The organism is Bacillus sp. S4, from assembly GCF_040838205.1.
GTDB classification, from domain to species: Bacteria; Bacillota; Bacilli; order Bacillales; family Bacillaceae_G; genus Bacillus_A; species Bacillus_A cereus_U.
In genome coordinates this window covers 1-20,435 of the sequence record NZ_JBFPJI010000034.1, presented here as the reverse complement: position 1 = coordinate 20,435, position 20,435 = coordinate 1, and the positions used below count along the sequence as shown (strand labels likewise).

The window sequence follows — 20,435 nt, the reverse complement described above, 5'->3', positions numbered from 1 at the left end:
GAGCCCGACGAGCTACCGTACTGCTCCACCCCGCGATAATATTATTTATATAATTTATATGGTGGAGGATGACGGGATCGAACCGCCGACCCCCTGCTTGTAAGGCAGGTGCTCTCCCAGCTGAGCTAATCCTCCGAAGTGGTGACCCGTACGGGATTCGAACCCGTGTTACCGCCGTGAAAGGGCGGTGTCTTAACCACTTGACCAACGGGCCAAAATCTGGCAGAGAAGAAGGGATTCGAACCCTCGCACCGCGTTCGCGATCTACTCCCTTAGCAGGGGAGCCCCTTGAGCCACTTGGGTACTTCTCTATAGTATGGCTCCGCAGGTAGGACTCGAACCTACGACCGATCGGTTAACAGCCGATAGCTCTACCACTGAGCTACTGCGGAATAATAAAGACAATTTGTATCTTATAAAATTTCTCATCGTAAGTCAAGAAGTTTTTTCACAACGTCTTGCGCAAACGGGACATGTTTATAATATACTGGATTGCGTTTTCACTGTCAAGATGTTTTCACTACCAGTTTTAGTTGTCCTTTACACTTTCCACATACATATCTTTGTGTATTTATTTGACGTCTTCTTACATATTGAAATGAACACCCCATACATTCATACATAGAAACTTTCGTTTCCTCCTCACTAATCATTCGTTTGCAAAAACGTGGTGCAGCTACTTTCTTTAATAACTCACGAAAATCTCTATCTCGGTGCTTATACCCTTTTCCTGTGATATGTAAGTGATAATGACAAAGTTCATGTTTAACAATCCCGACTAACTCTTCTTTACCATATATTTCGTAATATCGATAATTCAATTCTATATTATGATTCTTCAATAGATAGCGCCCACCAGTTGTACGTAACCTACTATTAAACATTGCTTTATGTAAAAACGGCATTCCAAAGCATTGTAACGATACCTCTTCCACTAACCGCTGAATTTCTTGCTCATCCATTCTCATTCCTCCTAAACTAAAAAATATTTTTACACTTTTCTCTCTTCTTATACATATAGTAAATAGTACATATACCCATCCTCATTCAAGAAGCGTGATTTCTAAAAATGCAGCATTGCTAGAAATCCACTCACCAACCTCTCATCAAAGTTACCTTAACTAAAAGGAGCTACTTTTTTGAGAGCAGGATTAAACAAGGAGGGATTCCTATGCCCACGTGGCTAAAGAAACAAATGCAACGTGCATATTTTGAGAAAAACCGGTATCAAATCAAGTTACTAAATGAATGCTGGTTTTATTATAGTAAAATACATCAAAGCTCATAATCAATTAAACTTTCCAGTTCATAAAAAAAGAGCAGTTTCATCTGCTCTCTTTTCTTACTATTCAATCGGTAACATTGATAATGCAACACGACCTTTTTTCGTATCAATATCATCTACCCATACCTTTACAATTTGTCCCACGGATACAATATCTAATGGATGCTTTACAAATTGTTTGCTTAGTTTAGAAATATGCACTAAACCATCTTGCTTCACACCAATATCAACAAAGGCACCGAAATCAACAACATTGCGGATCGTTCCCTCTAATTCCATACCACGCTTTAAATCTTCTAATTTTAAAATCCCCTTTTTCAAAAGTGGCTTTGGCAACTCATCCCTCATATCTCGTTCCGGGCTAATTAAAGCATCCATAATATCAACTAGTGTTGGCTCACCAATCTCCGTCTCTTGAGATAATTTAGAAATATCTACTCCTTCTAAACTCTTTTGCAAGTTTGGTTTCCCCACATCACTCTTCGATAACCCTAAGCTCTTTAATAGCAATTCAACATTTTTATATTGCTCTGGATGAATCCCTGTGCGATCTAACGGATTCGCTCCTTCTAATATACGTAAAAACCCGATACATTGTTCATATGTTTTTGCACCTAAACGCGGGATTTTCTTTAATTCAGTACGCTTCGTGAATTTTCCATCTTCCTCACGCTTAGCTACAATATTTTTCGCAACTGTTTTTGATAACCCCGAAACATATTGCAACAATGCAACTGAAGCTGTATTTACATTAACACCAACTCGGTTAACTGCTGTCTCTACTACAAATGTTAATGATTCATTTAATCTCTTTTGAGATACATCATGTTGATATTGTCCCACCCCAACAGATTTAGGGTCAATTTTCACAAGCTCTGCAAGTGGATCTTGCAGACGTCTCCCAATTGAAACAGCACTTCTTTCTTCAACCTGTAAATTCGGAAACTCCTCGCGAGCTACATCAGATGCTGAGTACACACTAGCACCCGCTTCATTTACAATAATGTAAAATACATCTCGTTCTACATTTTGTAATACATCTACTATAAATTCTTCCGTTTCCCTCGAAGCTGTACCATTTCCAATCGCTATCATTTCAACTTCATATTTATCTATAATTGAAAGGATTTTCGTTTTTGCATCCTCATATTTACGAACAGGCGGATGCGGATAAATAACATCTATGTGAAGAACTTTTCCTGTATCATCTACTACAGCTAATTTACAACCGGTTCTATACGCTGGATCTACCGCTAACACAACTTTCCCTTTCATCGGAGGTTGTAATAATAAATTACGTAAATTCTCAGAGAAAATATGAATCGCTTGTTCTTCGGCCGTTTCCATTAATTCTTTACGAATTTCTCTTTCTATTGAAGGTTGAATTAATCGCTTATATCCATCTTCCATCGCTAATTGTACATAATGTGCACTTTTAGAAGCTTCATCAAGAATCATTTTTTTATGTAAAAACTGAAGGATTTCTTCAATTGGCGTGATAACAGAAACTCTTAATACGTCTTCCTTTTCACCACGATTCATAGCTAGTACACGGTGTGGCACTACTTTTTGCAACGGTTCTTCATAGCCATAATACATTTCATATATATTCTTTTCATCTTTTTCTTTATCTTTTACAGATGAAGACATAATCCCTTGTCGGAAAGTAGTATTGCGAATCCAACTACGATATGCCGCATTATCCGAAACAAGTTCCGCAATAATATCTTGCGCACCTTGCAACGCATCTTCTGCAGACGCCACTTCTTTTTCTGCATTAACAAATTCCATAGCCTTCTCTGCTGGATTTTCTTTTTTATATAACAATAGCCACTCAGCTAACGGTTCTAATCCCTTTTCTTTAGCAATTGTAGCTTTCGTTCTTCTTTTTTCTTTATATGGACGATATAAATCTTCTACTTCCTGAAGTTTTTTTGCAGCAACAATATGACGACGCAACTCTTCGGTTAGTTTACCCTTTTCACCAATAAGACGAAGAACCTCTTCTTTCCTATCTTCTAGTTGCATCATATATTGCCATCTTTCTAAGATTGCACGAATTTGCACCTCATCTAGAGATCCTGTCCATTCTTTTCGGTAACGAGCGATAAATGGAACTGTGTTACCTTCTTCTGTTAATTGAATAACATGACGAACTTGCTTTTCTGTAAAGCCTAATTCTTTCACTAACATCTTCATTAACCCTTGTCGATTATCTACCATTTCCATATCCAACCGTAACCTCCTCTATAATAAAAAAAAGTTGCCCTGTAAAGAGAGCAACTTAAACTGCCGATTTAAAAATCTATTAGTCCTAAACTAATTTGTAACGCTTCATCTACACGACTCATCATCACTTCATCCAAATGAGTGATTTTGTCCGTTAAGCGTTGCTTATCGATTGTTCGAATCTGCTCAAGTAAAATAACAGAATCTCTCTCAAAACCATACTTTTTCGCATCAATTTCCACATGAGTGGGTAATTTCGCTTTTTGAATCTGTGCAGTAATAGCCGCTACAATCACAGTCGGACTAAAACGATTTCCGATGTCATTTTGAATGACAAGAACCGGACGAACGCCTCCTTGCTCAGAACCAACAACTGGGGAAAGGTCTGCAAAATACACGTCGCCGCGTTTTACAATCAAAATATTACCCCCCGCTAACTAAGCGTTCTACTGTATGAGCTGCTTCATACTCTGCTAAGAAAGCTTCAGATGCAATACCAAGATTAATTTTTCCCATTTCAATGTACCCACGTCGCATTGATTCATGTTGGTAGCGTTTCTTCGTCTTATGTTGACGCAATAACAGTTGTGTTGCCTGGCAAATTAGTTCATGGCGATTCTTATTCTCTTGTTTTCCAATTCCGTCCAATTCCGTTACCATTTGCTTTGGCAACCGAACCACGATTTCAGTAGTTACACTTGATTCGGACACAAAAATACACCTCCACCGTCAACTACACACCCAAATATATATATGACACCTATTGTAATAATACCATTGTATGGAGCCTGTTGCAAAGACTTCCTTATTCCCTGCTTATGTTTTCCAATTCATAAACAAAACATTCATCTTCTTTTACTTTTCATCTCTTTCAAACAAGAAATAAAGCAATTCTTCCCGCAACATTTCATTGTAACTTATATTAATAACAATTATAAAAAGAAGCTCCCTAGCAAAAAAGAGCCTATTTTCCATTAGCGAAAATCCCCTAAATGACGAGATACTGAGCGATAATACCTTCTTCTATATATCGTTCAAATAATTGATTACTTCTACAACTTTACCGTTTCGTATAAATATTCTCGGTACACGGAAGCTTATCGTTGCGATAATTTCATAATTAATAGTCCCGGAATATTCAGCGACCTCAGTAGCACTAATATACTCATCACCTTGTCTCCCAATGAGTGTAACTTTCGTACCAAGTGGCACTTCACAAGGAAGATGTATCATGAATTGATCCATTGTTACTCGACCCACAATCGGTACTCTTTCACCATTTACAAGTACTTTAAACCCTTGCAATCTTCTAAGCCAGCCATCTGCATATCCAATTGCAACTGTCGCAATCCATTCTTCAGTTCTCGTTCGGTATGTGACATTATAACTAATTCCATCCCCTTTAATCACTTGCTTAATATGAGCAACTTTCGTATGAAGTGACAACGCCGGTTCCAATTTAAATGGTAAAAAAGGACGTATTTCTACAGATGGGGATAATCCATACATCGCAATACCAACTCGCACCGCATTAAATGTAATCCCTTGAAACCTTAACGTTGCAGCGCTATTGGCTGTATGGACAAATTTAGGATTTACTCCAAATTCTTTCAACCAACTTAACTGCTGCAAGAATGTATTATATTGCTTATCAAAGTAAGAAGTCTCAACCTCATCCGCTGTTGCAAAATGCGTATATACTCCTTCTAACTCTAAAAATGGCGCACCTTCTAAACTCTTTAAGAACCCTTTTAATTCTTTGCGTTCACGTATTCCGATTCTCCCCATACCACTATCAAAATTAATATGGAATTTCATTATTGATGAACCATCCCAGAGCTTTATCGCTTCTTCCACCCATTCTTTTTGAAAAACAGTTAATGCTACATCATTTTCAGCAGCTACATTTACATCACGGGGCGGGGAAGGACCTAATACTAAAATTGGTGCAGTAATACCAGCCCTCCGAAGCACTAAAGCTTCATCTAAAAAAGCAACTGCTAATCTTGTCGCTCCTGCTTCTAATGCAGTTTTAGCCACCGGTACATAATCGTGCCCATATGCATTCGCTTTAACTACAGCAAAAATCTCTACATCACTTGGAATGAACTCTTTAATATGCGTAACATTGTTGTAAATCGCATCTAAATCCACTTCCACCCAGGTGTCACGGTAAAACGGTGCGTCTTCCATAAATACACTTCCTTATACACGATATGCGAAGCTTATTCTTTTATATGCTTCTTTTATGAAATCCACCTTCAAACTAAGAAAAGACGCGGTGCACATATATCACCACGTCTAAGATGTTTACTTCACTTGCTTCGCTGTAACCGAACGAGCAACCATCAACAACTCATTCGGCTCTAAACCTTTAGACACGAGCATATATTCTACTCCGTTATGCGACCACGTTACAGAGTCTTTCGTCAATGCACCAATCGTGAAACCAAGATCAACCGGCTCTCCACTTACACTTACCGCCGATGAGGCCTCTGCAACTTTTGCCTTTTCTTGTATTAAAGTAAAGGATTTCTTACTTCCAGTGTATGTGAGTATTGCACGCTTGCCACTGTCTGTCTTCAACTCTTCTTCCTCTTTCAAAGTCATGCCTTGCGGCGTATCACGCGGATACAAAATAGCAAACGGTTTGTCTTCTTTCGCTGCCGTCTGAACATCCACTTGTGCTCTAGACATATTTTGTTTCGTATCAAATGCACCTTTATCAAACTTTGCATCAAACTTTACTTTAGTGAAATCTACTTTTACAAGGACATTTTGGTCATTATCCATCAGCTTCACAGAAACTGGTGTTAAATCACTTTTATTCAGCTTAATTTCTTGTTTCGGCAACATATTTTGATGTTGATAATTTGTTTTTGTTTTAAATACATAATACTTATCTGTTTTCTCGAAAGAGAGATTTTTCTTATCTTGCAAAATATCTCTTACAAGTGATTCATATAAATAAGCCTGGCTACTATTTTGCGGCCAATCACTTTGAAAACGGAAACTCTTATTAAGCGCCGGTGTTAATACAAATACACCTTCATCATTTCTTAAAATAATTTGACTCTGATCCTTTTTCGCATTCTGCAAATTCACACGATAATACGAAGGTTCTTTATGCCAAATTTCGACATTGTACTCCTGAGGCTCATTTCCTGTTTTAATAGATAATTTCGCTTCAGCTTGATAACTCTTCATACTTTTAACTTTCGCTTCTAAATCTCTCACAACATCTTCCTGTTTCTTTTCCATACAACCCGCCAACACAAAAACGGTCAACAAACCGACAAGAACTAAAAACAGACGCCTTTTCATCACTTCAGCCCCTTTGCCCCTATAAATGAATGGAAGATATGCCTTCCTTATCGCTACCTCAAATATATGAGACAAAGATATAAAATATGCAGACTAGCGTGACGAGCTTTCCAAAACAACTTGAGCAACGGCAAATTCTTTACTATGACTAATTGATAAATGAACAATATGCTCTGTATTTGTAATGATAATCGGCTTACCTCTATCATCATTCCTTACTTCAATATCTAAAAAACTCACTTCTTTCCCGATACCGGTCCCTACCGCTTTAGAATACGCCTCTTTTGCTGCAAATCTTCCAGCTACGAATTCTGTAAGGCGACTTCCTTTCAGCCTCTCGGCAACACCACGTTCTCTTTCAGTTAAAATACGTTCCATAAATTTAAGCTTTCCATCTAGCATTTTTTCAATTCGATTTAACTCAATAATATCGATTCCAATCCCTACAATCATTTCAAAATCCCCTTCTTCTATTTAGCTTTCTTCATTCATATTGTAAGAATAACAGAGAATCTTTCTGATGCAAAAGGAGTGATACTAACAACATGCTAATACCATCCACTCGCATTTCCTTACAACCGATTATCATCTCTTTACTTCTTATACAATTAGTCATGATTATATTGAGCGACTTTTCCCTCTTTCACCTGGCAGCCTACAATGAATATATCGCTAAAGGAGAATGGTGGCGTGTCATAACTTCCTTACTTGTACACGTAGACTTACAACATTTTCTTTCTAATAGTATTTGTTTATTTGTACTTGGTTCTTCTATTGAAAAACAACTAGGACACTTTTCTTTCATCATTATTTTTTTCCTTTCTGGCATTCTCGGGAATATTTCTTCTTATATTATTATGCCTTTTGAATATATTCACGCCGGAGCATCTGGTGGTATTTTCGGATTACTAGGCGCCCAATTATTTTTATTGTATAGTCGATATCGTTCTTCAAAACCAAGAGACATCGCTATTTTTTCAATAATGATACTTATATTACTACTATTTACTTTCTTTAATCCCTCTGCCAATCCTATAAGCCATTTAACAGGACTGATCATCGGCGGCATGTGCACCCCTTTTTTAATAAAGTGAAACTTTAATCAGTGGGGGGGTTGTCCATCCCCCACTGATTATTAGCCCGCACCAATCGGACAAAAAAAAACCGATGGCGCAGAGCTTATTTAATATAAAAGCTCGCACCATCGACAATTTCCACATCTGTTTGTTTACTTAACTCTCTCATTAGTTGAAATAAAGACTCATCCTTTTTCTTCGCCTCAATCATACAATCAATTTGCGGAACACTCCCCTTTATCTTTTTCAAAAAAGATAAGAAGGTATCTACATCAATAAAATCCGCATGTGCTCTTGGATCTTTTCCATCTCTAGGACTAGAGATGTGCATTTTAACTGGTAATAAAGACGATTCCCACGTATGTACAACACGTGCCCAATCTTCATGCCAATCTTCCTGGTCATTATTCATCATATGATGGTGCAAGTCAAACACGACTGGAATGTCTAATTTCTCACCTAAATACAATGTTTCTTCTAAAGAAAAGGTCGTGTCATCATTTTCTAATATAATCATCTCTTGAATACCTCTTGGAACAGTTGACCAATTTTCTATAAAGCGTTCTAATGCGAGCTCCTTATCTTTATAACCTCCTCCCACATGTAATACACATCGTTGCTTATGTTCCATTCCCATACCCTTTAACAATTTTTTGTGCATCTGCAATGTCTTTACAGATTGTTTAAAAATACTCTCCTCAGGTGAATTTAGTACAACAAAATGATCTGGATGGAAGTCAATTCGCATATTCATACGAATTGCATATTCACCTAATTCTTTCAGATTTTCTTTTAAAGGACGAATATAGTTCCAATCTAACAACTCCTCATGATTCGCTAAAGGAATGAGCTTGGAACTAAGTCGAAAGAAAGATATATCATGTCCTTTATTATGCTTTAATAATCGTAAGCAATTTTCCAAATTCGAATTAGCGATTCTTTCGAGTTTACGAATCGCAGCCTCTCGATCATCAATCCGCTGAAACTGTGCATATGTCATCGTTTGAGATGGAGATGCATTCTTCAAATGCACACTCATCGCAACATACCCAAGTCTTACAAGCATATAGCACCTCATTTCTATACGAGTTATTATGTAGTATGCACAATTACAGAAATAAAAAAAGAGAATGCCAGCAAAGGGCATTCTCTTTTTTATTAAGCTTGTGGACGGCTATGATGTTTTCTTTCGCCGCGTCCATTTGAAGATCCAGGGCGACCTTCACCTTTACGACCACGGTTACCATCACGGCTACCACTACCACCATCACGATTGCGATCACGGTTACGACCATCGCCACTTCCGCTTCCACGTCCATCACGATTACGATCACGGTTACGACCATCGCCACTTCCGCTTCCACGTCCATCACGACTACGATTACGGTTACCATCACGGTATCCACTTCCGTTACCACCGCGTTTTTTAGAACCGCCACCTCTTGAAACAACTGGTGGTTCTGATGTTAAAGCGATTGGAGTTGTATCCGGCTCTTTTGTCATCATTTTTAAAGCAGCAGCTACTACTGTTACAGAATCATTCTCTTCTAACATTTCTTCTGCAATACGCTTGTAGTATGATAAGTTTTCATTTTGGATTGTGCTTTGAAGTTTTTCAGCGATTAAACGTTGTTGACCTTCTAATGCCTCGTCAAGTGTCGGTGCTTCCATACGATCAACCTTACGTTTTGTTGTACGCTCGATATTTTTTAATTGTCCTGATTCACGTGGTGTTACAAATAACATTGCAATACCTTTTTTACCTGCACGGCCAGTACGACCGATACGGTGAACGTATGATTCTGGATCTTGTGGGATATCGAAGTTGTATACGTGTGTTACGCCTGAAATATCAAGACCACGTGCAGCAACGTCTGTTGCAACAAGAACTTCAATAGCACCTTCTTTAAATTTACGTAATACAGACATACGTTTCGCTTGTGTTAAGTCACCATGAATACCTTCTGCTGCATAACCACGTAAGTTTAATGCTTCTGATAATTCATCAACACGACGCTTTGTACGACCGAATATGATTGCAAGCTCTGGAGATTGAATATCTAGTAAGCGTGTTAACACGTCAAACTTATTCTTTTCTTGCACTTCTAAATAGAACTGCTGAATGTTTGGCATTGTTACTTCTTTTGCTTTTACTTTAATGTGTTGAGGCTCAGTCATGAAACGCTCAGCAATACGACGGATTGGATCTGGCATTGTCGCTGAGAATAATAATGTTTGATGTGTTTCTGGCACATCTGTTAAAATCGCTTCAATATCTTCAATGAAGCCCATGTTTAACATTTCATCCGCTTCGTCAAGAACAACAGTCTCTACGTTTTGTAAGCGAAGTGTTTTACGGTTAATATGATCTAAAATACGACCCGGCGTACCAACAATAATGTGTGGGTGTTTTTTTAGAGCACGAATTTGGCGGTTAATATCTTGACCACCATAAATTGGTAGAATACGAACACGTTTATGTTTACCAAGTTTGTATAGCTCTTCTCCAACTTGAATTGCTAATTCGCGCGTTGGCGCGATAACAATACCTTGAACTGCTTCTTTATTTGTATTCACTTTATCTAATAGTGGTAATCCGAATGCTGCTGTTTTCCCTGTACCTGTTTGCGCTTGCCCAATAATATCCTTACCTTGCAATGCATATGGAATTGTTTCAGCTTGAATCGGCGTAGCCTCTTCAAAGCCCATACTTTCAACAGATTGTAGTAAAGACTCACTTAATCCTAATTCTCGAAATGTTGTCAATGTTACTTCTCCTTTTCTATCCTATACTTATCATTTAAAAAAAGGCGTTTTCCGAACTTGCGGAAAAGCCCTTTTCCTGAATACTGACGTATAACCGGGCGTATATTCTTCACGAAAATACTTCTAAACGTTATTACACTTTATCAATTATAAGTTTTGTAGGTGTAAAAAGCAAACCCCAACTGTTACCTTATTTCATATTCAGAGCTTTTTTCTTTACTTTTATTTTTTTATCATTTACTGTAAGCGCTTATTATAAGTTTCCACTATTTTCGTGGCTATCATCCCTATTTATATACACCAATTATTTCAACATCGTAATTACTTCTTCTAATTTCATACCGCGAGACGCTTTTACTAGCACAACATCTTTTGCATCAACTACTGCTTGCAACTCTTTTATTAACTCTTCTTTACTATCATACGCTTTTACACGGTCTTTAGGGAAATTAATTTTTGCACCTTCAGCAATTTGAGCCCCTAATCTACCATATGTGAATACATATGAGATCTTTGCTGGATCAATTAATTTACCTACTTCATAATGAAATTGCACTTCTTGATTTCCAAGTTCTAACATATCACCAAGTACAACAATTTTTTTAGCAAATCCATCTAAACCATTCATTAGGTGGAACGCAGCTTCCATAGCTGTTGGACTAGCATTATAAGCATCATTGATAATTGTTAAACCACTATCTTTTTTTACAATTTCCATACGCATACCTGTCATTTGAAGTGTTACTAAACCTTTTTTCATTTCTTCCCACGTTACACCAAAATTTTTTGCAATTGCCATTGAAGCAAGCGTATTATATACATTATGCTTTCCTAGTACTGGCAGATAGAATGACAAAGTTTCATCTCTATTCATCTTAAAGTGTGTCCCAGTCGCCTGTAATGTTACAGTAGTTGGATAATAATCATTTGCTCTCGCATCACCAAATGTAACTGTTTCAGCTGCTAAATTCATTTCCGGAACACGATTTGTTAATAGCGGCTCATCCCCATTATATACGAAAACTCCACCTTCTTGTAAACCTGTAACAATTTCTAACTTCGCTTCAGCAATTGCCTCACGAGAGCCTAAATCCATTAAGTGTGCCTCACCAATGTTCGTGATAATAGCTGCATTAGGACGAGCTAACTTAGATAGAAATTCAATTTCACCTCGGCTTGACATGCCCATTTCTAATACAGCTACTTCCGTATTTTCCTCTAAATTTAAAATAGTAAGAGGTAAGCCGATATGGTTGTTGAAATTACCTTCTGTTTTTTGAACTTTAAATTTAGTCGCAAGAATACTTGTTACAATATCTTTCGTAGATGTTTTACCATTACTACCCGTTACACCAACAACTTTTACATCCAATTGATCACGATAGTTTTTCGCTAACATTTGCAATGCTGCTAGTGTATCTTCTACAAAAATAACTGGAAGATTTTCAGGTGGGTTTTCTACATCTTTCATCCACAATGTAGCAATCGCCCCGTTTTCAACAGCTTTATCTACAAAAGCATGTCCATCGAAACGTTCACCTTGAATCGGAACATATAAGTTTCCTTTTTCAATCTTTCTCGTATCAATAGATGCTCCTTGTATAGTAATTCCCTCATATTTCTCTGCTAATCCAGTACCATCTACCATTTTCTCTACTTGTTTTAACGTTCGCTTAATCATAAAAAAACACTCCTTACATAGAGGAAGCACTATTCCTTCGAATAGTGCTTCCTCCTTTTTTGTTAGATTGTATATTTAATTTTTTGTTTTTCTTCGTGACGTTCAATCGCTAAACGAATCAACTCTTCAATTAATTCTGGATACGGTAACCCTGTATGTTGCCATAATAGCGGGAACATACTAAACGGCGTGAATCCTGGCATTGTGTTTACTTCGTTAATATATAGTTCTCCATCTTTCGTTAAGAAGAAATCAGCTCGTGTTAAGCCAGAACCATCTAATGATTGGAATGCAATAATTGCATCTCGCTTAATTACATTAGACTCTTCTTCTGTCATTTCAGCTGGAATAATTAACGCTGTATCACCATCGATGTATTTCGATTTGTAATCATAAAAATCTTTTTTCGGTACAATTTCACCTACAACAGAACATTTCGGCTCATCATTACCTAATACACCAACTTCTACTTCACGACCTACAATATTTTCTTCTACAATAATTTTACGGTCAAATTGGAATGCCTCTTCGAATGCATTCTCAAGCTCTTCACGATCGTTACACTTATTAATACCAACACTTGAACCAAGGTTTGCTGGTTTTACGAAGCAAGGATATCCTAATACTTCTTCTACTTTTTCATACGCTATTTCACTATCTTTTTCCCATGCGCTACGAATGAAAGATGCATATTTCGCTTGTTTCAATCCAGCTTCTGCAAAGATATTTTTCATAACGACTTTATCCATACCAGCAGCTGATGCTAATACACCGTTACCTACATAAGGAATGTTCATTAATTCTAATAATCCTTGAACCGTTCCATCTTCACCGTTTGGCCCATGTAGTAATGGAAAAATAACGTCAATCGCATCTTCTTGAGAAGTTGCAGACGGAATAATTTCTGTGCTTAATGATAACGGGGAAATCGCATTTTCTGCACCGCTCATTTTTAAAGTTTCAACATCTGTTACTTCACCTTCAATACGCTCACCGCGTACCCATTGACCTTGTTCTGTAATATAAATTGGATGAATCTCGAATTTATCTTGATTTAATGCTTTAATAGCAGCAAGAGCCGTTTGTAACGAAACTTGATGCTCAGCTGATTTTCCACCGTATAATAAACCTAATTTAATTTTTGTCACTGAAATCACCCTAACCAATTGTTTTCATTTTTCTATTTTAGCACTTTTTATAAAAATAGGTAGTTCCTATTTGAAATAAAATGTAACTTCCATAAATAATTAAAAGACACCACTTATTGGTTTTCTACACTTTTCCTCTTTAATTTTCTACACACCCAAACATAATTAAACTTTAAAGTAAGATTGCTATCTAATCTGGTTATGTACCTAAAATATGTAGAAATCCACTTTTTGTGTATGTCATCTATATTATCCTACCATTTATGGAGAATGAAAAAACACTGATTAAAGTTTCATTTTATTAAGAAGACTGTTTTGTAAGCGTATCTTTTTGCCTCTGCTCAACAAGACGATCTAAAGAAACATATACAAAGCCTGCAACTACACATCCCACACCTAAAATTGTAAATAAGAAGTGACCAAGCAAACGATCCAATAGAAAACCACCAAGAAGTGGACCAAATGCCCCCCCTGTGATCCACTGCAAACTGGCCGCTCCCATATATGTTCCTCTCAAATGCTCAGGGGCCAAATTCGCTACAAACGTCATCTGTACAGGTGACATAATCATCTCACCTAACGTGTATATTGCATAAACGAACAGTAACGTTATTAAAATAATTGTAGCATTTGTATCTAATCCTCCAAACCACTTCGGTAACCACCCTATAAAAAACAAACCAATTCCGAACAAACACGCACCGTATAACATCGTCTTTCCGACAGGTTTATCTGCCGCCCATTTTGAAATTTGAAATTGAAATAAAACAACTAATAGTCCATTTAGCGCCATTAAATATGGATATGGATTATTAATGCCCTTCATTTCGTTATCAAAGTGCAGCGGCAACATGCCTTCTGTTTGAGAAAATCCCATAGAAATAATGATTCCCGCTAGCAAATAAATCATTAACGCCTTATCTCTCATTAAAATTTTCCAAACCGCACCTGATTTCCTCTCTTCATTCTCTTCTTTTTTATCTGCGGCTTTTGGCATTGTCTCCTGAATAAAAATTAATACAAGTAATGCATAAAATAGCATTGTCGACGAAGCGATAATAAAAACAAGGTTCTTCGATAAAACAACTACTGATACTCCCATTATCGGCCCAATTGCAGCACCAATATTGTGTCCCATTCGCAATAAACCATATGCCTCTGTTCTTTTTTCTGGCGCCGTCACATCTGCAACCATCGCTGATGCCGCTGGATGAAATAGAGAATTACTTAACCCTAAAAAAATAGATAAAATAGCATATGGGATAAACCCTTCTATAAATAAAAAACCGAGCATTAGTAATGCATTACTCGCCATCGAAAATATCATAATTGGCTTTCTTCCATATATATCAGCTATTCTTCCGCCTATAAGTGAGCCAAAGCTTGCAGCAATTGGAGAAAGCGCCATAATAATTCCAACTTGTAATAAAGAATCTACCTTATCTTTTAAATATAGTGCAAAAAAAGGCATTAACATCATCATCGCAATTCCGTTCAATGTCTCACCGATAAATCGAATCCATACGTTACGATCCATCGCCCTTAACTCACGCCATGTATTTTTCATACTTCCCCCCCTTAATTAACCAACAATTATCTTATAACAAATTCAGAAAAATGTAAATTTTCAAAACAAAATCCATTCTAACAGAATTAGAATGGATTTTTCCACTTATAAATTTGCTACATCTTCTTCTTTTTTACTATTACTTAAAGCACTATGTTTTCGGCTATATAAAAAGTAAACTGCTATACCAATAACCATCCATACCCCAAAACTAATCCACGCTGTTCCGGATAACTGAAGCATTAAGTATAAACAAAAAATTACCGTTAACGCTGGTAAAAATGGTACAAGAGGCGCCTTAAATGCCCTTGGTAAGTCAGGATGAGTTCTTCTCAGGACAATAACCGCAACTGCTACAAGTGCAAAGGCTGACAATGTCCCCATATTTACAAGGTGTGCTAAAACATTTAAATCAATTAGCCCTGAAATAAGTGCTGCAATAATCCCAGTTGTCCATGTATTTAAAAATGGTGTTTTAAATTTCGGATGAACTTTAGCAAGACGCTTCGGCAAAAGCCCATCTCGGCTCATCGCATACGAAACACGAACTTGCCCATACATCATAACTAGCATTACAGTTGTAATCCCTGTAATTGCTCCTACCGAAATTACTCCCGCTAAACTATCTTGTCCAATAAATTGAAGTGCAAAGGCAACTGGATCTGATATATTTAGCTGTCCGTATGGAACAATTCCTGTCAAAATAAGTGAAACAACGATATAAAGAACAGTACAAATTAATAACGATGCGATAATGCCGATTGGTAAATCACGTTGCGGACGTTTCACTTCTTCTGCAGCTGTTGAAACTGCATCAAATCCTATGAATGCGAAGAATACTGTAGCAGCTCCAGCCATTACACCATCTAAACCAAATGGCATAAAAGGCGTCCAATTTTCAGGTTTCACATAATTAAAACCAGCAAAGATAAAGATAAGAACAACCGCTATTTTAATAAATACCATGATATTATTTATTCGTGCACTTTCACGAACACCTCTAGATAAAAGAGCTGTCATAACTAGAATAATTAGAACTGCAGGTAGATCAATTATTCCACCCTTTCCTGTACCAGGAGCCGAGGAGAGAATGGTCGGAATATGAATCCCAAATCCCTTTAATAACGATTGAAAATACGCTGACCATCCATTGGCTACAGCAGATGTAGCTAATAAATACTCGAGCATTAAATCCCATCCAATTAAGAATGCAAATACTTCTCCCATCGTCGCATACGTGTACGTGTACACACTCCCTGAGACAGGAACTGAAGAAGCAAATTCAGCGTAACAAAATGCAGCAAAGGCACAAGCTAATGCAGCTATAGCAAATGATAATATAATAGCTGGTCCAGAATGTTTCGCTGCTACAACGCCAGTAAGAACAAAAATACCAGTTCCAACAATTGCTCCGATTCCAAGCATTGTTAAATCAAGTGCCCCTAACGTTCTCGATAATGTCTTTTGTTTACTTTCTTGCAGTAACGTCGAAATCGGCTTCTTTTGAAAAATTTGCTTCATACTGTGCTCCTCCATGATTTTAGTTGTCTGAAAATTTAATTTACTTTTTTCATTTTACCCACAGCATGTTCTTTAGTCAATACTTTTGTCGGAATAAACAGAAAATTATCGAGATACGCGCTATACCCTTATCATTCTTTCTATAAAAAGATTCACACAATCATATCTATATATCTTTTCATAACTGTTTTTGGTATTATTATACATGTCGATTCCACAAAAGAGGCATGCTCCTTTATTGAGCATGCCTCTTTTTACTTATTTCACAGTATATGAACCCTCTTCAATCCAGCTATACATATACTTTTCATCTTCCGTCTCATGTGCTTGTTTTACAATACGAAGCGGACGGAATGTATCTATCATAACAGCCAATTCAAGTGTTTCTTTCTTCCCTATACTCGCTTCTGTTTTTCCAGGATGCGGCCCATGTGGAATCCCGCTCGGATGAAGCGTAATAGAACCTTCTTCCACACCTTTTCGGCTCATAAAGTTACCTTCTACATAGTAAAGTACCTCATCACTATTCACATTACTATGATAATATGGTGCCGGAATTGATTCTGGATGATAATCATATAAGCGTGGTACGAAAGAGCAAATAACAAAATTATGACCTTCGAATGTTTGATGTACTGGTGGTGGCTGATGAATACGACCTGTAATTGGTTCAAAATCCTCAACATTAAATACCCATGGATATAAATAGCCATCCCAGCCAACAACATCTAACGGATGGTGCCCTAAAACATGCTTATGCATATAACCCCTCGACTTTGTCATTACGACAAACTCACCTTTTTCATCATATGTCTCCAATTTCTCCGGACCACGAATATCTCTTTCACAAAACGGACTATGCTCTAACAGTTGCCCATACTCATTGCGATAGCGACTTGGTGTTGTAATTTGGCTATTTGCCTCTACAACAAGAAACTTAGTCTCTCCCTCATCTGGAATAACACGATAAATCGTTCCAATTGGAATCGTTACATAATCACCTTTTCTATAGTGAATCGTTCCAAACATCGTCTCAATTTTTCCTGTTCCATAATGAACGAATAACATTTCATCGCCATCACCATTACGATAGAAATAATCCATTTTTTCTGCCGGACTCACTACTCCAATTAACAAATCTTCATTTCCAAGTATGAAGGTTCTTCCACTTACTGCATCACCATTTTTCTTATTTTCTTTCGTGCGAAAGTGACGATGAGCAAGAAGGGCATCCTCTTCATACTGTAACTGACAAGAATGCGATAATGCCGCATGACCTACTTCCGTTGGCATATAATGATGATACAAAATAGACTGCGTACCAGAAAAACCTTTTGTTCCCATTACCTGTTCACGATAAAGCGATCCATCCTTTTTACGGAATTGTACATGTCGTTTATGAGGTAGCTCCCCCATGTGACGATAATACATGCCCATCACCTGCTTCCATCTCTTTTTTGACCGTATTACGTAATGTACCTAAACCAGTAATCGTAAGTTCTACAACATCTCCATCTTGCAGCCACTCTTCCGTACCAAGCTCCAAAATACAGCCTGTTCCTACTGTTCCAGACCCGATAACATCCCCTGGATATAACGTAACATCTTCCGAAGCACGTTCAATCATTTCAGAGAATGCATAATAAATATCTTGGAAATTCCCTTTTGATAACAGTTGCCCATTTACATGAGCAGTCATCTCTAAATCATAACGATCACCGTTACGATAAACGTCTAATTCCTCTTTCGTAACGAGATACGCTCCTAATGAAGTTGCAAAGTCTTTCCCTTTCGCTGGGCCAAGCCCTACTTTCATTTCTGTTGCTTGTAAGTCCCTTGCACTCCAGTCGTTCATAATACAGTACCCAAAAATATATTCCTCTGCTTGCTCACGAGAAATGTTTCGTCCTTCTTTCCCAATTACGCAAGCAATCTCTAACTCATAATCAAGTTTTTTAGACTTCTTCGGACCAATAACAAAATCATCTGGTCCAATAACAGCACGGTGGTTAGTAAAATAAAAAACCGGGATATCATACCATTCAGGTACAACATCTAACCCTCTTCTTCCGCGGGCTGTTTTTACATGCTGTTCAAATGCATAAAAATCTCGAATGCTACTCGGATTAGGAATTGCCGCTGCTAATTGAACTTCATCTAAGGAATATATACCCTTTTCAGGATGCTTAATATTACGCAATACTTCTACATACTCATCTGCTTTCTCTAAAAAGGCGAACATAGAAGAAGGTATTTGTCCATCACTCGCAAGATTCATATCAATTACTTTGTCACCTTCAAGCCATCCAGCCCGCATTTCTTTCGAGGGGAGACGAAATGTAACAAATTTCATCATGATTCCTCCCTATGAAAATGAAATTTCCACCAACAAAGGAACTCTTGCTGGTGGATACAAATTTTATAAATTTCCGCGACGCTCTTGTTCTCTTTCAATTGATTCGAATAACGCTTTAAAGTTCCCTTCGCCAAATCCACGAGAACCTTTACGTTGGATGATTTCAATAAATAGAGTTGGACGATCTACAATTGGTTTCGTAAAGATTTGTAATAAATAACCTTCTTCGTCACGGTCTACTAGAATCTTCAATTCTTTTAATTTATCAATTTCTTCATCAATTTTCCCCACTCGTGCAGTTAACTCATCGTAATACGTATCTGGCGTATCTAAAAACTCAACACCATTCGCACGAAGTACTTCAATTGTTTTTACAATGTCACTTGTTAATAAAGCAAGATGCTGTACACCCGCTCCGTTATAGAACTCTAGATATTCTTGAATTTGCGACTTTCTTTTTCCATCTGCTGGTTCATTAATTGGAAACTTAATACGGCTTCCATTCGTCATAACTTTTGACATTAATGCCGAATACTCTGTGCTAATATCGTCATCATCAAAGTGAATCATTTGTTTAAATCCCATGACGTTCTCATAATAACTAACCCATTCTTCCATTTTCTCAACGTTACCAACGACATGGTCTACAGCAATTAAACCGGATTCTTCAAATGGAATATTGAACTCTACCTTTTGAAATCCTGGCATGAATGTTCCTTTATAATTTTTACGCTCTACAAGCGTATGAATTGTATCACCATACGTACCAATAACCGCTTTCTTCAAGGTACCTTCCTCATCTGTTAACTCTTCAGGAGGAGCAATCGCAACAGCGCCACGCTTCACCGCTTCAGAGTAAGCTTTATCAACGTCATCAACAAGTAAAGCCACATCTTTCACTCCATCACCATGAGTCTTTACAAACTCTGCAATACGGCCATCGCTACTTAAAGCTCCAGACACAACAAAACGCATATTCTTTTGCACAAGAACATAAGATACCTTTTCACGGTTTCCTGTTTCTAATCCAGAATAAGCTACAATTTTGAATCCAAACGCTCTTGCAAGATAATAACTTGATTGCTTTGCATTTCCTACGTAAAATTCTATATGATCTACATCACGTACCGGGAAAAAATCCTCCATTTGTGCAGCTAGCGTATCCATAGATTTTTGTTTCATAAATTCCTCATCCCCCTGTAAATAGATTAAATGGTTCATAATTAAACCTAACCGAAAACGCTTCCAATGTTCGTTAATAGAAATTAGTTAGCAAGCTAACAAATTATGACCTTTAAAATTTTCTATCTTTTCTGTCAAATTCCTCTTTTTTTCTTACATATAAAATTCGACCTTTTTCTCTTTAAAATACAGTGAAACTTTAATCAGCGGGCTTTTACGGGATAAGGGGATAACATTAATACTTGAGGGGATATATGAGAGGAAAACAAAAAAGACCCCAACATATTAACTATTTACTAA

Annotated in this window: 18 protein-coding genes and 4 tRNA genes; 2 read left to right on the top strand and 20 right to left on the bottom strand. The window is 37.3% G+C overall.

The window, feature by feature from the left end; all coding sequences use genetic code 11:
- Positions 1–59: 59 nt before the first annotated feature.
- From AB3X48_RS06880 to AB3X48_RS06860, 5 genes are all read right to left on the bottom strand, one after another.
- Positions 60–135, bottom strand: a tRNA-Val gene (locus tag AB3X48_RS06880).
- Positions 136–139: 4 nt separating this feature from the next.
- Positions 140–214: transfer RNA gene (locus AB3X48_RS06875), tRNA-Glu, on the bottom strand.
- Between the two features lie 6 nt (positions 215–220).
- Positions 221–311: transfer RNA gene (locus AB3X48_RS06870), tRNA-Ser, on the bottom strand.
- A 6-nt stretch (positions 312–317) separates the two neighbouring features.
- Positions 318–392 (bottom strand) — tRNA-Asn (locus tag AB3X48_RS06865).
- Between the two features lie 114 nt (positions 393–506).
- Positions 507–962, bottom strand: a complete 456-nt coding sequence (locus tag AB3X48_RS06860) for a SprT family protein (protein WP_002159531.1) — start codon at positions 960–962, stop codon at positions 507–509.
- 209 nt (positions 963–1,171) lie between these two features.
- Here AB3X48_RS06860 and cmpA point away from each other — a divergent pair, with 209 nt between their 5' ends.
- Complete coding sequence (cmpA, locus tag AB3X48_RS06855; RefSeq protein ID WP_001143642.1) at positions 1,172–1,288, top strand: cortex morphogenetic protein CmpA; 117 nt, start codon at positions 1,172–1,174, stop codon at positions 1,286–1,288.
- Positions 1,289–1,345: 57 nt separating this feature from the next.
- Here the strand turns inward: cmpA and AB3X48_RS06850 are convergent, their stop codons facing one another.
- The 6 genes from AB3X48_RS06850 to acpS all read right to left on the bottom strand — a co-directional run bounded on the left by AB3X48_RS06850 (position 1,346) and on the right by acpS (position 7,291).
- Complete coding sequence (locus tag AB3X48_RS06850) at positions 1,346–3,514, bottom strand: Tex family protein (protein WP_016103364.1); 2,169 nt, start codon at positions 3,512–3,514, stop codon at positions 1,346–1,348.
- Between the two features lie 68 nt (positions 3,515–3,582).
- A complete protein-coding gene (gene ndoA / locus AB3X48_RS06845) occupies positions 3,583–3,933 on the bottom strand; it encodes a type II toxin-antitoxin system endoribonuclease NdoA (protein ID WP_000635965.1) in 351 nt (116 codons plus the stop codon).
- Positions 3,934–3,937: 4 nt separating this feature from the next.
- Complete coding sequence (locus AB3X48_RS06840) at positions 3,938–4,225, bottom strand: antitoxin EndoAI (protein ID WP_000004570.1); 288 nt, start codon at positions 4,223–4,225, stop codon at positions 3,938–3,940.
- 312 nt (positions 4,226–4,537) lie between these two features.
- On the bottom strand, positions 4,538–5,707 hold the full coding sequence (alr, locus tag AB3X48_RS06835) for an alanine racemase (RefSeq protein WP_002159533.1): 1,170 nt from the start codon (positions 5,705–5,707) through the stop codon (positions 4,538–4,540).
- A 117-nt stretch (positions 5,708–5,824) separates the two neighbouring features.
- Positions 5,825–6,838, bottom strand: a complete 1,014-nt coding sequence (locus tag AB3X48_RS06830) for a LolA family protein (protein WP_087963502.1) — start codon at positions 6,836–6,838, stop codon at positions 5,825–5,827.
- A gap of 93 nt (positions 6,839–6,931) precedes the next feature.
- The gene (acpS, locus tag AB3X48_RS06825; protein WP_016103363.1) at positions 6,932–7,291 is read right to left on the bottom strand and encodes a holo-ACP synthase; all 360 of its coding nucleotides are present in this window, start codon (positions 7,289–7,291) and stop codon (positions 6,932–6,934) included.
- 92 nt (positions 7,292–7,383) lie between these two features.
- Here acpS and AB3X48_RS06820 point away from each other — a divergent pair, with 92 nt between their 5' ends.
- Entirely contained in the window at positions 7,384–7,932 is a 549-nt protein-coding gene (locus AB3X48_RS06820) for a rhomboid family intramembrane serine protease (RefSeq protein ID WP_002159535.1), read from the top strand.
- Between the two features lie 85 nt (positions 7,933–8,017).
- Here the strand turns inward: AB3X48_RS06820 and uvsE are convergent, their stop codons facing one another.
- The 9 genes from uvsE to hppD all read right to left on the bottom strand — a co-directional run bounded on the left by uvsE (position 8,018) and on the right by hppD (position 20,135).
- On the bottom strand, positions 8,018–8,980 hold the full coding sequence (gene uvsE, locus AB3X48_RS06815) for a UV DNA damage repair endonuclease UvsE (protein ID WP_002159536.1): 963 nt from the start codon (positions 8,978–8,980) through the stop codon (positions 8,018–8,020).
- A gap of 92 nt (positions 8,981–9,072) precedes the next feature.
- Complete coding sequence (cshA, locus tag AB3X48_RS06810) at positions 9,073–10,680, bottom strand: degradosome RNA helicase CshA (protein ID WP_002159537.1); 1,608 nt, start codon at positions 10,678–10,680, stop codon at positions 9,073–9,075.
- Between the two features lie 304 nt (positions 10,681–10,984).
- Positions 10,985–12,361 (bottom strand): UDP-N-acetylmuramoyl-tripeptide--D-alanyl-D-alanine ligase, encoded by a 1,377-nt coding sequence (murF, locus tag AB3X48_RS06805; protein WP_016103361.1) that lies wholly within the window; start codon positions 12,359–12,361, stop codon positions 10,985–10,987.
- Positions 12,362–12,423: 62 nt separating this feature from the next.
- Positions 12,424–13,509: a D-alanine--D-alanine ligase gene (locus AB3X48_RS06800; RefSeq protein ID WP_002159539.1), complete on the bottom strand. Its 1,086-nt coding sequence runs from the start codon at positions 13,507–13,509 to the stop codon at positions 12,424–12,426.
- A gap of 301 nt (positions 13,510–13,810) precedes the next feature.
- The gene (locus AB3X48_RS06795; protein WP_016103360.1) at positions 13,811–15,076 is read right to left on the bottom strand and encodes an MDR family MFS transporter; all 1,266 of its coding nucleotides are present in this window, start codon (positions 15,074–15,076) and stop codon (positions 13,811–13,813) included.
- 105 nt (positions 15,077–15,181) lie between these two features.
- On the bottom strand, positions 15,182–16,597 hold the full coding sequence (gene bcaP, locus AB3X48_RS06790; RefSeq protein ID WP_002159541.1) for a branched-chain amino acid transporter BcaP: 1,416 nt from the start codon (positions 16,595–16,597) through the stop codon (positions 15,182–15,184).
- A gap of 258 nt (positions 16,598–16,855) precedes the next feature.
- Positions 16,856–18,028: a homogentisate 1,2-dioxygenase gene (locus AB3X48_RS06785; RefSeq protein ID WP_016103359.1), complete on the bottom strand. Its 1,173-nt coding sequence runs from the start codon at positions 18,026–18,028 to the stop codon at positions 16,856–16,858.
- Entirely contained in the window at positions 17,994–18,950 is a 957-nt protein-coding gene (locus tag AB3X48_RS06780; RefSeq protein WP_002159543.1) for a fumarylacetoacetate hydrolase family protein, read from the bottom strand. Before AB3X48_RS06780 ends, AB3X48_RS06785 begins: the two co-directional genes overlap by 35 nt.
- A 66-nt stretch (positions 18,951–19,016) precedes the next feature.
- Entirely contained in the window at positions 19,017–20,135 is a 1,119-nt protein-coding gene (gene hppD, locus AB3X48_RS06775) for a 4-hydroxyphenylpyruvate dioxygenase (protein ID WP_002113414.1), read from the bottom strand.
- Between the last annotated feature and the right edge of the window lie 300 nt (positions 20,136–20,435).